Raw genomic sequence first — 14,458 nt, 5'->3', positions numbered from 1 at the left:
GGCGGCTCGCCGGGGCGGAGGCCCACGGGTCCGCCGCCCCCGGAAGACTGCGGCACCGGGCGCGGCCGTTCGCCGCCGCGAGGGCGCCGGGGGCGCGGGTACGCGGGCAGCCGGGAGCACCACCGGCGCCGGTGCGCGGGAGGGCTGGAGGCGGCGGCCGAAGGCACTGGCGCACGGGCGGCCGGTAACGCCGACGAGCAAGCTGCGGCCCCGCCGCCTCCCCCGCGGCCGGGATGACGGGCGGCCGGCCGGGTACCCGCTGCCCATGCGATGGCAGCAACTGGAAGAGGGCCGCCCCGGCGACGCCTACCTGCTCGTCCTGGAGCCCGGCGAGGACCCTGTCGCCTGCCTGAACGGCTTCGCCGCGGAACGGGAGGTGCGGGCCGCGCAGATCACCGCCGTGGGGGCCTTCGAGACCGCCGTGGTGGGCTGGTACGACCGGGACGCCCGGGACTACCGCAGGATTCCCGTCGATGAGCAGAGCGAGGTCCTGTCACTGGTCGGGGACGTCGCCGAAGGGGAGGACGGACCGGCGGCCCACGTGCACACGGTGCTCGGCCTGGCGGACGGCTCCACCCGCGGCGGCCACCTGCTGGAGGCACGGGTGTGGCCCACCCTGGAGGTCGTGCTGCGGACCAGCCCGGCGACCCTGCGCAAGACGTACCGCCCGGAGGTGGGTCTGGCCCTCATCGCGCCGTCCGGCGGCGGCCAGGCGGGGCCCGCCGGCCGGCGGGCGGAGGGCAGCGGAGGGCCCGGCGCGTGAAACGGCTTCCGCCCGGACGGCGCCTCCCGGCGAGTGTGACGAGGTGGTGGCCCCGACGCGCGCCGCGTGCAGCAGGCGGGGCCCCGGGGCGCCGTGCGGCAGCGCCGTCCCGGCCGTGCGCCGGAGCGCGCGGGGGGAGTCGGCCCGCGCCCCGCAGTCCTGCGCGGGGGCGCCGCGGCTGGTACGGGCGGTGGACGGAGCGCTAGCCGTCCAGCCGGGCGGCGAACGTGTCGTAGGCCCGCGTGTCGAAGAGGACGAAGGTGACTTCCTCGACCCGGGTCGGTGTGCCGCGCACGGTCTCGACGGCGATGCGCGCCCCGTCGTCCATCGGCCATCCGTAGACGCCGGTCGAGACGGCGGGGAACGCGACCGTGCGGGCGCCGAGCTCGTCGGCGACCTTCAGGGACTCGCGGTAGCAGGAGGCCAGGAGCGCGGAGCGGTCCTCGTCCGGTGCGTACACCGGGCCGACCGTGTGGATCACCCAGCGGGCCGGGAGGCGGCCCGCGGTGGTGGCGACGGCCTGGCCGGTGGGCAGTCCGCGGCCGTAGTGGGAGGCACGCAGGGCGCGGCAGTCCGCGAGGATGTCGGGACCGCCCGCGCGGTGGATGGCGCCGTCGACGCCCCCGCCGCCGAGGAGGGAGGAGTTGGCGGCGTTGACGACGGCGTCCACGTGCTGCCGGGTGATGTCGCCCTGGACGAGGCGCACGACAGGGGTCTGCTCGGTCATCGGAGCCCTCCTGGGGTGCCGGTCGGACGGGTCAGATGGTGCTGCGGAGGTGGCGCCAGACCGCCTTGGCGGCGTTGTGGCCGGACATGCCGTGGACACCGGGGCCGGGCGGCGTGGCCGAGGAGCACAGGAAGACCGCCGGGTGCGGCGTGCTGTACGGGCGCAGCGTCACGCGGGGCCGGAGCAGCAGTTGGAGGCCGCTGGCGGCGCCGCAGGCGATGTCGCCGCCCACGTAGTTGGCGTTCCGGGCGGCGAGCTCGGGCGGGCCCGCGGTCGCGCGGGCCAGGACGAGGTCGCGGAAGCCGGGGGCGAAGCGTTCGAGCTGGCGCTCGATCGCGTCGGTGAGGTCGCCTTCCCAGCCGTGGGGGACGTGCCCGTACGCCCAGAAGACGTGCTTGCCCTCGGGTGCGCGGGACGGGTCGACCAGGCTCGGTTGGGCGGTGATGAGGAACGGCACCTGAGGGGCGGTGCCCCCGGACGCCTGCCGCAGGGCGGTGCCGATCTCGCGGCTGCTGGGCCCGATCTGGACGGTGCCGGCGCGGCGCGGCTCCTCGGCGGTCCAGGGGACGGGGCCCGCCAGGGCGTAGTCGATCTTGAAGGCGGCGGCGCCGTAGCGGTAGCCGTCATAGAGGCCGCCGAGGCCGGCGATCCGGGCGAGGGCGGTCGGGGAGGTGTCGAAGACGTACGCGCGGGCGGGCGGCAGGTCGTCGAGGCGCTTCACCTCGTAGCCGGTGTGGAGGGTGCCGCCGAGTGCGCGGACGTACGCGGCGAGGGCGTCCGAGACGGCCTGGGAGCCGCCGCGCGGCAGCGGCCAGCCGCCCGCGTGCGCGGCGAGGGCGAAGACGAGCCCGATCGCGCCGGTCGCGAGCCCGCCGAGCGGCGCGATGACATGGGCGACGAGGCCCGCGAAGAGGGCGCGCGCCCGGTCGTCGCGGAAGCGGCGCATCAGCCACGTGGACGGCGGCAGGCCGGTGAGGCCGAAGCGGGCGAGCAGGACGGGGTCGCGGGGCAGGGCGGTGGCGGGCAGCGACATGAAGTCCCGGGCGAGCGTGTCCCACTTGCCGATGTACGGGGCGACAAGCCGGCGGTACGCGCCGGCGTCGCGCGGTCCGAACGACGCGGCGGTCTCGGCGACGGAGCGGGCCAGCACGGCCGCCGTGCCGTCGTCGAAGGGGTGCGCCATCGGGAGCGGCGCGTGCAGCCACTCCAGGCCGTACCGGTCCAGGGGCATCCCCTTGAACGCCGGGGAGCCGGCGCCGAGCGGGTGCACGGCCGAGCAGGGGTCGTGGCGGAAGCCGGGAAGCGTGAGCTCCTCGGTGCGGGCACCGCCGCCGACGGTGTCCTTGGCCTCGAAGACGGCCACCGAGAACCCCCGGCGGGCCAGCTCCGCGGCGGCGGTCAGTCCGTTGGGGCCCGCGCCCACGACGACGGCGTCCAGCATCGACGTCACCTCGCCCCTCCTTCGCCCATCCTCGTCGGCCTCCCGGCCGACCACGCCAAGAGCGCCAGGATATGCCGCGGGGCCCGAACAGTGGCGCCCGGACGGCAGTTGCCGGCCGCCGGCTGCGGAACGGCGGGCGCCGGCCACGGGCCGTACGGCGGGAGGACCGGCCCGGGAACCGGCGGAGAGCAGGCCGCGACTCCCGGCGGCCGGGCGCGGCGCAGAAGCCGTCGCGGGCACCGCCCGCGGGCCCGCCTCCCCGCCGTGCGGGGCCGCACCTTCCCCGCCATGCAGGTCCGCCGCCGTGCAGGTCCGCCCCTCCCCCGCCATGCGGGACCGCCGCCGTGCCGGTCCGTCTCTCCCGCCGTACAGGTCCGGCGCCGCCATGCAGGTCCGCCGCCGTGCAGGCCCGCCCCCGCCGTGCAGGCCCGCCCCCGCCGTGCAGGTCCGCCTCCCCCGCCGTGCGGGGCCGCACCTTCCCCGCCGTGCAGGTCCGCCGCCGTGCAGGTCCGCCCCTCCCCCGCCATGCGGGACCGCCGCCGTGCCGGTCCGCCCCCGCCGTGCAGGTCCGCCGCCGTGCCGGTCCGTCCCCGCCGTGCAGGCCCGCGCCCGCCATGGTGATCCGCCTCCCCGGCCATGCGGGACCGCCGCCATGCTGGTCCGCCTCCCCCGCCATGCGGTCCCCCCGCCATGCGGTCCCCGCCATGCGGGCCCGCCCCGGGCAGCCTCCCGGCACAGCGCGCCGGCTCTGCGCGGCCCGTGGGTCCGCCGCCCGCACCGACCCGGGCCGCAGGCGCGGCGGGTTCGGCAGGGGCAGCAGCGGGCGGCAGGCCGCGGCGGGCGGGTCCGCGGCGCCCTACTGCGCCGCCATCAGCCCGCGTACCCGCTGCGCCGTCGCGGCGTCCCGGGCCGCCGCGAAGGGCAGCACGTTGCCGCCGGTGATGCTGAACGGGCGGCCGCCGACCGTGACGTGGGCGCCGCCCGCCTCCGTGAGCAGCAGCAGGCCCGCGGCGTGGTCCCAGGCGTACTCCCACGAGAAGGCCAGCGCGTCCAGCTCGCCGCGGGCCACCGCGAGGTACGCGAGCCCGGCCGAGCCGCAGGGCCGCGCGTCGACCCCGAGGCGGCCAGGCCCAGCAGGGCCCGCTTCTGGTCGGGGGTCGTGTAGTCGGGGTGGGACGTGGCCACCCGCAGGGCGGCGTCCGGCCGCGGCGCGCCCGCGTGCAGTTCGGCGCCGTTCAGCCGGGCGCCCCGGCCGCGCACCGCGACGGCCATCTCGTCCCTGGCGGGGGCGAAGGTCCAGGAGGCCAGCAGCTCCCCGTGCCGGGCCAGCGCCACGAGGGTGCAGAAGCCCGGGTCGCCGTGGACGAACTGGCGGGTGCCGTCCACGGGGTCGACGATCCACACGTACGCGTCGCCGCGCACCGCCTCGTACACGCGGGGGTCGGCGTGCACGGCCTCCTCCCCCACCACCACGGAGCCCGGGAGCAGGGCGGTGAGGGACGCCGTCAGGTGTTCCTCCGCGGCGCGGTCGGCGACGGTCACCAGGTCGTGGGGGCCGCTCTTCTCGGTGACCTCGTGCGCGGCGAGCTGCCGCCAGCGCGGCATGACCTCGGCGGCGGCCGCGGCACGGACCGCGTCCTCGGCGGCGGTGAGGAAGGCGTCGTCCAGCAGCTGATCGATCATATGCCCATCACATCATGCCGTGTGCCCGGCGGCCCACCGCCCGCCGCGGCCCGTCGAGCGGGCCCCGGTCACGGCGTCCGGGAGGACCACAGCGCCTCCAGGCCGTGCGGCCGCCGCTCCTGCCAGCGCAGCTCGCCCTCCAGCTGGGCGGCGAGCGAGACCAGCCGCTCCTCGCCGCCGCCCGGCCCGAGCAGCTGGGCGCCCACCGGCAGACCGGATCCGGTGAAGCCGGCGGGGACGTTGACGGCGGGCCAGCCGAGGACGTTCCAGGGCCAGGTGTAGGGGCAGGCGGCGGCCATGGTGGTGTCGGTGCGCCAGGCGCTCATCGTGTCGAAGAGGCCGACGCGGGGCGGCGGGGACGCCGTGGTGGGGGTGAGGACGACGTCGTACGAGGCGAAGAAAGAGCCGACCCTGCGGTGCTGGCCGGTCTCGCGGGCGCGGGCCGCCCGCAGCAGCGGGCCGCCGAGGCGGCGGCCGGTGCGGGCGGTGCCCCGGGTGCGGGGGTCGAGCAGCGCCGGCTCGGGGTGCCGGTCGGCGTAGGCGGCGACTCCGGCGGTGGCGCGGGGCAGGAAGCCGAGGCCGATGAGGCCGTAGCGGGGCCTGGCCTCCTCCACCGTGTGGCCGAGCCGGGCCAGGGTCTCGGCGAGGCCGGTGACGGCGCGGTGTATGTCGGGGTGGAGGGGCGCGGGCGTGGCGGTGAAGGGCGGCTTCCAGGCGAGCGCGATCCGGAGCCGGCCGGGGTCGCGGCGTGCGGCGGCCGAGGCGTCGACGGCGGGCAGCCGCAGGCCCTCGCGGGGGTGCGCCCCGGAGACCGCGTCGAGCAGCAGGGCGGCGTCGGCGACCGTGCGCGCCAGCGGGCCGTTGACGGTCAGGCCCTCGAAGCAGTCGTCGTACGGGTGGACGGAGACCCGGCCCCGCTGCGGTTTGATGCCGACCAGGCCGGTCCAGGCGGCGGGGATGCGGATGGAGCCCGCGCCGTCGGAGCCGAGGGCGGCCGGTACCAGCCGGGCGGCGACGGCCGCGGCGGACCCGCCGGAGGAGCCGCCGGGGGTGTGGCGGAGGTTCCACGGGTTGCGGGTGGCGCCGAAGGCCGGGCCTTCGGTGAACGCCCACTGGCCGAACTCGCAGGAGTTGGTCTTGCCGACGATGACGGCGCCCGCGGCGCGCAGCCTGCGCACGGCTTCCCCGTCGGCGCGGGCGGGCGGTACGGCCCCGGCGGTGCCGAAGCGGGTCGGCAGCCCTGCCACGTCGGTGTCGTCCTTGACGGCGACGGGCACGCCGAGGAGCGGTGCCGTCTCGCCGGCCGCGAGCCGCCGGTCGGCCTCCCGCGCCTCGGCGAGGGCCTCTTCCGCCCGCACGCAGCGGAAGGCGTTGAGGGTGCTGCGGGTCGCCTCCACCCGGTCGAGGCAGGCCCGCACGAGGTCCGTCGCGGTCACGCCGCCTTCGCGTAACTCCCTTGCCTGCTCCGCGAGTCCGAGGTCGGCCGCGGCCGTATGAGCCGTTTCGTTGGACATGACGGACGATCATATGTTCGTCCGCCGTCGGGCGGCAGTGCCGCTCTGCGCCATCGTCGCGCACCCGCTGCGCGCATCGGTGCGCCGCGGCCGGGCGGGCGGCCGCCGGTCCGCGGGTCATCCGGGTTCGTGGGCGTGCGGGCTCGCCGGGGGCGGCTCGGCGGGGCGGTCCCGGCCGCCGTCCCGGCCGGACACCGCCACGACGGCCAGGGCCGCGACGACCGCCCCCGCGGCCACCCGGCCCGCGGCCCGTACCGCCCAGCCGGGCAGGGCCGCGCCCGCCCGCGGCGGGCCCAGCCGCTCGGCCCGGCGGGCGGGGCGCAGCAGCCGGACCAGCAGCAGCGCCGCGACGGGGAGCTGCAGCAGCCACAGCACCGTGCGGGGCCATTCGCCGTACCAGACGTTGGTGCCGTACAGCAGGGTGTGCCACACGCTCAGCACGTACACGACGATCACGAAGCGGTGCAGCCGGCGCCAGGTGTTCGCCCCGATGCGGTGCCGGACGTAGAACAGCAGGCCGAGCGGGACGGCCAGATAGAGCGCTGCCTGCCCGAGGGGGATGGCGATCCGGCCGGTGCCGGAGTCGTACCAGCCGGGCACGAAGGTGTCCGCGAAGCCCGCCCACAGCCGCGCGGTCCACGCCGGCTGATCGTCGTACCGTACGAGTTCGGCCGCGAACATCAGGGCGTGGGCGCACATCAGGGCCATCGCGGTCAGGCTCGTGGTGCGGTGCCAGCGTTCGAGGAGCCGGCGGCCGGCCGGCAGCCGGGCGGGGCGCGGCCCCGACAGCAGCAGTCCGAGCATGACGGTGCCCCAGGCCCACAGCAGGCCGGACCAGCCGAACGCCTGGCTGAGCAGGTACATCCAGTAGGTGCCCGGGTCGCCCATGAACGGCATGACGGCGGCCGTCGCCGAGTCACCGGACGCCATGCGGGCGTAGAGGAGCGCGAAGACGGCCGCCGTCACGGCGACCGCCGCACCGGCGTCGGGCAGTGCGGCCCGCAGGTCGGCGCCCAGGGCGGCGCGGCCGTCCGGGCGCCGCTCAGGGGCGGGCCGCGCGGTCGCGCCGTCGTCCTCGGGGGTCGTGTCCGGCAGCATCCCGTGCCTTCCTGTGCGCGGGACACCATGGGCGGTGTGCGGCTGCCGCGTCGGCCACCAGTGTGGACGGGACGCCCGGGACGTCCCAGGCAGCATCCGGCCAGAGTGGCCGACGTGTCGGCCGGGGCCCGCGCGGACCCGGCGCGGCTGCGTCCTCCCGGCCGAGCGCCGGAGGGCTGCCGGCCGTGTCCGGCGCGGGCCCGGCGCCCCGCCCGCGTACCGCTCGCATCCGGACATCCGGCGGCGGGACCCTGCCGCGGCGGCGCGAGCCGCCCTACGCTGAGGCCAGCAGTCGGTTCGCGCCTCCCGTCCGGTCACGCCTCCGGGCGGCGCGACGCAAGAGGGAACCCGGTGGGAATCCGGGACTGTCCCGCAGCGGTGAGTGGGAACGAAAGCCGTCACCAGCACTGGGCCCCGTCCGGGGGCCGGGGAAGCGACGGCCGGTAGGTGCCTGCCGGGTCCTCCGGCGGGTGGGCCCGCGAGTCCGAAGACCTGCCACTGCGCCCGCTCCTGGCAGCGGGCTGCACGCGGTGGCCTCGAGGACTGGGTCGGCGGTACGGACGGCTGCACGGCACCCGCCGCGCCTCCTGCCCGGTCGCCCTCGGGGCTCGGGACCAGGAGGAGGACATGCCCGTGACCACGCGAGTGCCCGCCGTCCGCGCCGGATGCCGGCCGGCCCGCGCCGCGGCGGACCGGACCGGCCGGTGCTGACGTCGGCAGAAACCGCCCGCGGGGCGCGGCGGCCGCCGGGGCCCACGGTGTCCGGGGTGTGCCACGGCACCCTGGGCGAGCTGTACCAGGGCCCGCTGCGGGCGGGCGCCGAGCCGGACATCGCCGTGGTGTCCTTCCCCGTGGACCGCCACTCCTGGGTGCACTTCACCCCGGGGCCGGGTGCGCCCCAACCGCTGCCGCCCGGGGAGAAGTCGGCGGCGGCGGCCCGGCTCTTCCTGGAGCACTACGGGCTCACGCTGCCGCCCGGCCGCTGGAGCGCCCACTCCGACCTGCGGGTGGGCGTGGGGATGGCGAGCTCCACCGCCGACATGGTGGCGACGCTGCGCTGCCTGTTCCGGCTCTTCGCCCTGCCGTACGACACGGACGTGGTCATCGGCGTCCTGGCGGAGGTGGAGCGGGCCGACAGCGTGTTCCTCGACGAGTTCGCCCTGTACCTCAGCGGCCGGCACCGCGTGGTCCGGCGGCTCGGCACGGACCTCGGCTTCCACACCGCCTACGTCACCGAGCCCGGCACGGTGGACACCGCCGCCGTCACCGACCTGCTGCTGGCGCACTACCGGCGGCGCGGGGAGGAGTACGAGCGGTGCCTGACCGACCTGCTGAAGGGCTTCGCGTCGGGCGACCCGGCCGCCGTGGCGCGGGCGGCCACCGCCAGCGCCGCCCTGTCGCAGGACGTGCTGCCCAAGGCGGCGTTCGGCAGCATGCTCGCGCACCGCGAGCGGTTCGGCGCCGACGGTGTGTTCGTCGCCCACACGGGCTGCCTGATCGGCTACCTCTTCCCCGGCCGCCTCGACGCGGCCCTCAAGTCGGAGCTGTCCGCGTTCTTCCACTCGCTCGGCCACCAGTGTTCCTTCGCCCAAGGAGGCTACGGGTGATCCACCCCCACATCGCCGACGCGCTGAAGGTGCCCGACCTCGTCCGGCTCACCGACGGCCTCGTCCTGATCCGGTTCGAGTCGATGAAGGTCTACTCGGCGCTCGCCGCCGTCCGCCACCTGCTGGAGCGGGGCACGATCCGGCCGGGGCAGACCCTGGTGGACAGCTCCAGCGGTATCTACGCCTACGCGCTGGCGCTGGCCTGCCACCGCCACGGCATGCGCTGCCACATCGTCGCGTCCACGACCGTGGACACCACCACACGGGCCCAGTTGGAAGTCCTCGGCGCCACCGTCGAGCAGGTCAGGCCCTCGAAGGACCTCAAACTCGACCAGGAGCTGCGGGTGCGGCGCGTCGAGGAGCTCCTCGCCGACCACCCCGACTGGCACTGGATGCGCCAATACCACGACGCCGTGCACTACCTCGGCTACCACGAGGTCGCCGACCGGATCGCGGCGGCGTTCCCCGGGGCCCCGCTGACCGTCGTCGGGGGGGTCGGTTCGGGAGCCTCGACCGGCGGCGTCGTGGAGCGGCTGCGCTCGGCGGACCCGTCGGTGCGGCTGGTCGGCGTGCAGCCCTTCGGCAGCGTGACCTTCGGCAGCGAGGACCACCACGACCCGGAGGCGATCATCGCCGGCATCGGGTCGTCCATCGTCTTCGACAACGTCCGCCACCATCTCTACGACGCCGTGCACTGGCTGGACTTCACCCACGCCATGGCCGGCACGGTCGCGCTGCTGCGGGACCACGCCGTCTTCGCCGGGCTGTCCACCGGCGCCGCGTACCTGGCCGCCGCGCACGAGGCGCGCCGCCACCCGGACCGGCTGCACCTGGTCATCGGCGCCGACACCGGGCACCGCTACGTCGAGCGCGTCTTCGCCCGGCACGCGGAAGCCCCGGACCCGGCCGCCCTGAAACCGGTCGAGATCACCGCACCCGAGGAGATGTCCATGCCCTGGTCCACGATGGCCTGGCGGCGCACCGCCGGCCCGGCACGAGGAAAGGAGCGGGCGGCATGAGCGTCGCCTCCCTGGAGTCACTCACCTTCGGCCTGGGGCACCTGGTGCGGGCCGCCGACGCGCTCGGGGAGCGGCTGACGCTGCTCACCTGCGACCGCTCCTTCTACGCCTACGAGCTGGAGCGGCTCCCGGCGGACGCCCTCGACGTCGTGGAGACCGACACCTTCGACGTGGACGGTGTGGCGGAGCTGCTGCGCCGGATGCCCGGCCTGCGCGGCCTGATCAGCTCCACCGACACGTGGACGGCGGTCGGCGCCGCGCTCACGGAGCGCCTGGGCCTGCCCGGGCTCGACCCGGCCGTCCTGCGGCTCACCCGCGACAAGGCGGCTGTGCGCGGCCGCCTGCACGAGGCGGGGCTGTCGCGCGGGCGGGCCGTGGAGGCGCCGGGGGCGGAGCTGCGGGAGGTGCTGCTCAAGGAGGTCGGGCTGCCCGCCGTCCTGAAGGACACGGCGGGCACGGGCAGCCAGAACGTCTGGCTGGTCCGCGACGAACCGGAGCTGGAGGCGGCGCTGCGCGAGGCGGCCGGGCGGGAGCTGAGGGGGCGGCTGTTCGCGGAGCCGTACTTCAGCGGGCCGGTGTACAGCGCCGAGACCCTCACGTGGGCGGGCCGCACGCGGCTGCTGGGCGTCTCCAGCCGGCTGATGTCGCCGGAGCCGTACTTCCGGGAGGAGATCACGGCGTTCCCCGTGGCCTTCCCCGAGGCGCGGCGGGCCGCGCTGGAGCGGTGGCTGGGCGAGGTGCTCGCGGTGATCGGCTACACCGACCGTTTCGCGCACGTGGAGTTCGTGCTGACGGCGGGCGGCCCGGAGGTGGTGGAGGTCAACCCCAGGATCGGGGGCGCCCTGGTCGGCGAGGGCATGTGCCGGGCGCTCGGCGCGAACGTGTACGAGGCGGTGGTCGAGGCGGCGCTCGGCCGCCGCCCCCGGTTGATGGACGCCGAGCTGCCCGGCGGTCCGGCGGTCGCCTTCGTGCTGGGCTACCCGGCCGCGCCCGGGGTGTTCACCGGTGTCGCCGGGCTGGACCGGCTGGCGGACATGCCGGGGTCGCCGGCCTGGTACCCGGTCAGGTCCGTCGGTGACCGGGTCGAGCACCTGGCCGACAGCCGCGGGTACGCGGGGATCGTCTACGCGGAGGCGGAGACCGCGGAGCTCGCCACGCACCGCGCGGTCGCCGCCGCCAACGCGCTGACGGTGCTCACCGAGCCGGTCCCGCTGCCGGATGCCGCCGGCGGCGGGGAGTCCGGTGGCTGATCGCTCCCCGGGCGGGGCGGGTCTGCGGGCGGCGCTGTCCTCGCTCGACGGCCCGCTGCGCTTCCTGCTGCTCAGTTCGTTCCTGATCCCGCTCGGCAGTTTCATGGTGCTGCCGTTCATGTCGGTGTTCCTGCACGAGCGGCTCGGGATGGGGCTCGGCACGGTGGGCGTGGTGCTGGCCGCCGCGTCCCTCGTGCAGTTCTCCGGCGGGGTCGCGGGCGGGGCCCTGGCGGACCGGATCGGGTTGCGCCGGACGATGCTGTGGGCGCTGCTCGTCCGCACGGCCGGGTTCGCCGGCTTCCTGCTGGCCCTGCGCTGGCCGCCGCTGGCCGTGGGGGCGCTGATCCTGACGTGCTGCGGGGCCGCGCTGTACCTGCCCGCGAACAAGGCGTACCTCGTGCACGGGGTGGCGGACGAGCGGCGCCCGGCGTTCCTGTCGGCGGGGAACGCCGCCCTGAACGCGGGTATGGCGGTGGGGCCGCTGGTCGCGGGGCCGTTCGTGCTGTCCTCGCCCGGCTGGCTGTTCACGGTGGTGACCGCGCTGTTCGTACTGGTCACCGCGGGCCACGCGCGGCTTCCCGCGGTGGGCGCGAGGGGGCGGCAGCCGGGCGGTGAGACGGCCGGGCGGGGCCTGCTCGCCGGGGTGGCGGCCCTGCCGTTCGCCGCGAACGCGCTGGCGTTCTACCTCTACTTCCACTTCCAGCACTACCTGGCGGTGTACGCCGTCGAGCGGGCGTCCGGCACCTTCTACAGCCTGGTGCTGCTGCTCTGCTTCGCGCTGGTCATCGTCGTCCAGCCGCTCGCCTCCGGCCTGATCGAGCGCATGCCGTACGCGACGGCCCTCACGGTCGGTTTCGCCGGGCTGGCGGCCGGGCTGGCGGTCCTGGCGGTCGGCACCCGTCCGGCGCTGCTGGCAGGCGCGGCGCTGCTCACACTGGGCGACATCGTGCTTTTCCTGAAGAACGACCTGGAGGCGCTGCGCCGCAGCTCCCGCTCGGACGCCGTGGTCTTCGGCCGGCAGCGGCTGGCCGCGGGGCTCGGCGCCTGCGCGAGCGGGCTGCTCGGCGGCCAGCTGTACGGCTTCGGCGAACGGGCCGGGGACACCGGCTGGTTCTGGCTGCTGGCGGCGGCGCAGTGCCTGCTGCTGCCTCCGCTGCTGCTGGCCCTGCGCGACCGCGGAGCGGAACACCTCCCTCCGCCAACCGACGACGAAGGAGCACGGACACCTCATGACACGGACGGGCGGGTTCCAGGACGATGACTTCTGGACCGGGTTCCACGACTTCCTCTTCTCCGAGCAGCGCCACACGCACGCCGCGGAGCTGCTGGACACCTCTCCCCTGCTGTCCTTCGCCCCCGGCTCGCGGGTGCTGGACCTGTGCTGCGGACCCGGGGTGTTCACCGTTCCGCTGGCCCTGCGCGGCCACCGCGTGACGGGAGTGGACCTGAGCCCGGCCATGCTGGACCGGGCCCGCAAGCGGACGGCCGACGCGGGCGCGCAGGTCACGTACGTGCGGTCCGACGCACGCGCGTACGAGGCACCGGACTCCTTCGACGCCGTCCTCAACCTGTTCACCTCCTTCGGCTACTTCGAGGACCCCGCGGACAACGCCCGGGTGATGCGCACCATGTACCGCTGCCTGGCGCCGGGCGGCACGCTCGTGCTGGACCTCGCGGGCAAGGAGCTGCTGGCCCGGAAGGTGACCCCGCCGAAGGTGGTGCAGCGCGGCGACGACCTGCTGGTGCAGACCGACACCGTGCTGGACGACTGGGCCCGGCTGCGCAGCGACTGGGTCCTGGTCCGGGGCGACCGGGTGACGCGGGCCACCCTGGTGTGGTTCGTGTACAGCGCGGTCGAACTGCGGCGGATGGCGCAGGACGCGGGGTTCGGCCGGGTGGAGGTCTTCGGCGGCTTCGACGGCCGCCCCTACGACGGGAACGCCGAGCGGCTGATCCTGAGGGCCGTCCGCGGGCACTGACGGCCGGGGGGCGCGCCGGGGGGCGGCGCACGCCCTTTTGACGCCGACCGGGCAGACCGTAGGATCAGCGGGTCATCACCGCGACGGGAGATCAGGAAGCCGGTGCGAGTCCGGCACGGTCCCGCCACTGTGACCGGGGAGTGCACCCCTTCGTACGCCACTGCGCGCCGCGCGGGAAGGCCAGGGGGCGGAGCGTCGATCCGGGAGTCAGGACACTGGCCTGTCGCGGGCCCGATCCGAGGAGCGCGGACTCCCCAGGAGGCTTCACGTGCACAACCGCCCCCCGCTGTTCACCCCTGCCCGCCGGCACCGTGCCCTGCGCGCCGCGGCCGCGGCCGTCGCCCTGTCGGCAGCCCTGCTGACCGCCGGCTGCGGCGCGGCGAAGGACGCCCCCGCGGACCCGAAGGCCGCGGCGCCCTCGGCGGCGGGCTTCCCCGTCACCATCGACAACTGCGGTGTGAAGACCACGTACGACAAGCCGCCCTCCCGGGTGGTCACCATCCACCAGCACCCGGCGGAGCTCATGCTGGCGCTGGGCCTGAAGGACCGCATGGTGGGCACCGCCTTCCCCGACTCGGCCGTGCTGCCCGAACTGGAGAAGGATTTCGCCGCCATCCCCGAACTGGCCGAGCGGGAGCCGTCCTTCGAGACCGTCCTGGACGCGGAACCGGACCTCGTCTACGGCGGCTACGGCAGCGCCTTCGACGAGAAGGAGGGCCGCTCCCGCAAGGCGTTCGCCGACGCCGGCATCGACACCCACCTGAACCGCGAGTACTGCGGCAAGAAGCAGGTGACGATGCAGGACACCTACGACGAGGTCCGCACCGTCGGCCGGATCTTCGGCGTGCCCGACCGGGCGGACAAGCTGGTCGCCGACCTCCAGGCGGAGGTGGGCGCGGCCGCCGCCGCCGTCAAGGGCGCACCCGCGGTGCCCGTCTTCGTGTACGACAGCGGCGACAAGTCGGCCTTCACCGCGGGCGGCAAGAGCCTCGGCACCGAACTGATCAGGCTGGCCGGCGGAAAGAACGTCTTCGCCGACCTGGACGAGGTCTTCGGCGACGTCTCCTGGGAGCAGGTCGTGGCACGCAAGCCGGAGGTCATCGCGATCTACGACTACGCCGGCTCCGGGAGCGTCGAGCAGAAGAAGAAGTTCCTGCTCGCCCAGCCCGCGCTCAAGGACGTCCCCGCCATCAGGAACGAGCGGTTCGTCGTGCTGCCGCTGACGGCCACGCTGGTCGGCGTGCGGTCCGCCTACGCGGTGGAGGACCTGGCCCGCGGCATCCATCCCGAGAAGTTCGCGTGACGGCCTCAGCCGTCCGCGCCGATCCCCCCACCGAGCAGACCGCGCCACCGGGGCGGCGGGGCGACGGACGGGCG

Annotated in this window: 11 protein-coding genes, 1 pseudogene and 2 riboswitches; of the genes and pseudogenes, 7 read left to right on the top strand and 5 right to left on the bottom strand. The window is 76.0% G+C overall.

Annotation, left to right across the window (positions count from 1 at the left end):
• The first annotated feature begins 265 nt into the window (after window positions 1–265).
• Window positions 266–763 carry a PPC domain-containing DNA-binding protein gene (locus L6E17_RS04860; RefSeq protein ID WP_236239479.1) on the top strand — a complete coding sequence of 166 codons (498 nt, stop codon included), beginning with the start codon at window positions 266–268 and terminating at the stop codon, window positions 761–763.
• A gap of 202 nt (window positions 764–965) precedes the next feature.
• Here the strand turns inward: L6E17_RS04860 and L6E17_RS04855 are convergent, their stop codons facing one another.
• The 5 genes and pseudogenes from L6E17_RS04855 to L6E17_RS04835 all read right to left on the bottom strand — a co-directional run bounded on the left by L6E17_RS04855 (window position 966) and on the right by L6E17_RS04835 (window position 7,226).
• The gene (locus L6E17_RS04855) at window positions 966–1,490 is read right to left on the bottom strand and encodes an O-acetyl-ADP-ribose deacetylase (protein WP_236239478.1); all 525 of its coding nucleotides are present in this window, start codon (window positions 1,488–1,490) and stop codon (window positions 966–968) included.
• 31 nt (window positions 1,491–1,521) lie between these two features.
• On the bottom strand, window positions 1,522–2,940 hold the full coding sequence (locus L6E17_RS04850; RefSeq protein ID WP_236239477.1) for an NAD(P)/FAD-dependent oxidoreductase: 1,419 nt from the start codon (window positions 2,938–2,940) through the stop codon (window positions 1,522–1,524).
• 847 nt (window positions 2,941–3,787) lie between these two features.
• Window positions 3,788–4,614, bottom strand: a pseudogene (locus L6E17_RS04845) (inositol monophosphatase).
• A gap of 68 nt (window positions 4,615–4,682) precedes the next feature.
• A complete protein-coding gene (locus L6E17_RS04840; protein ID WP_236239476.1) occupies window positions 4,683–6,128 on the bottom strand; it encodes an amidase in 1,446 nt (481 codons plus the stop codon).
• A 117-nt stretch (window positions 6,129–6,245) separates the two neighbouring features.
• A complete protein-coding gene (locus tag L6E17_RS04835; RefSeq protein ID WP_236239475.1) occupies window positions 6,246–7,226 on the bottom strand; it encodes a ferric reductase-like transmembrane domain-containing protein in 981 nt (326 codons plus the stop codon).
• A gap of 338 nt (window positions 7,227–7,564) precedes the next feature.
• Window positions 7,565–7,720, top strand: a riboswitch (cobalamin riboswitch).
• Between the two features lie 273 nt (window positions 7,721–7,993).
• Here L6E17_RS04835 and L6E17_RS04830 point away from each other — a divergent pair.
• The 6 genes from L6E17_RS04830 (at window position 7,994) to L6E17_RS04805 (ending at window position 14,384) form a co-directional block, all read left to right on the top strand.
• Window positions 7,994–8,833 carry a hypothetical protein gene (locus L6E17_RS04830; protein WP_236239474.1) on the top strand — a complete coding sequence of 280 codons (840 nt, stop codon included), beginning with the start codon at window positions 7,994–7,996 and terminating at the stop codon, window positions 8,831–8,833.
• Window positions 8,830–9,852, top strand: coding sequence for a cysteine synthase family protein (locus tag L6E17_RS04825; RefSeq protein ID WP_236239473.1), 1,023 nt, complete (start codon window positions 8,830–8,832; stop codon window positions 9,850–9,852). The genes L6E17_RS04830 and L6E17_RS04825 overlap by 4 nt, the downstream gene beginning before the upstream one ends.
• A complete protein-coding gene (locus L6E17_RS04820) occupies window positions 9,849–11,102 on the top strand; it encodes an ATP-grasp domain-containing protein (RefSeq protein ID WP_236239472.1) in 1,254 nt (417 codons plus the stop codon). The genes L6E17_RS04825 and L6E17_RS04820 overlap by 4 nt, the downstream gene beginning before the upstream one ends.
• A complete protein-coding gene (locus tag L6E17_RS04815) occupies window positions 11,095–12,363 on the top strand; it encodes an MFS transporter (protein WP_236239471.1) in 1,269 nt (422 codons plus the stop codon). The genes L6E17_RS04820 and L6E17_RS04815 overlap by 8 nt, the downstream gene beginning before the upstream one ends.
• Complete coding sequence (locus tag L6E17_RS04810; protein WP_236239470.1) at window positions 12,332–13,081, top strand: class I SAM-dependent methyltransferase; 750 nt, start codon at window positions 12,332–12,334, stop codon at window positions 13,079–13,081. The genes L6E17_RS04815 and L6E17_RS04810 overlap by 32 nt, the downstream gene beginning before the upstream one ends.
• A 52-nt stretch (window positions 13,082–13,133) precedes the next feature.
• Window positions 13,134–13,320, top strand: a riboswitch (cobalamin riboswitch).
• Window positions 13,321–13,349: 29 nt separating this feature from the next.
• Window positions 13,350–14,384: an ABC transporter substrate-binding protein gene (locus L6E17_RS04805; protein ID WP_236239469.1), complete on the top strand. Its 1,035-nt coding sequence runs from the start codon at window positions 13,350–13,352 to the stop codon at window positions 14,382–14,384.
• Window positions 14,385–14,458 lie beyond the last annotated feature (74 nt).

The organism is Streptomyces sp. CC228A (assembly GCF_021390935.1).
In the GTDB taxonomy this organism is placed as follows: domain Bacteria; phylum Actinomycetota; class Actinomycetes; order Streptomycetales; family Streptomycetaceae; genus Streptomyces.
This window is presented reverse-complemented; position numbering and strand designations above follow the sequence as displayed.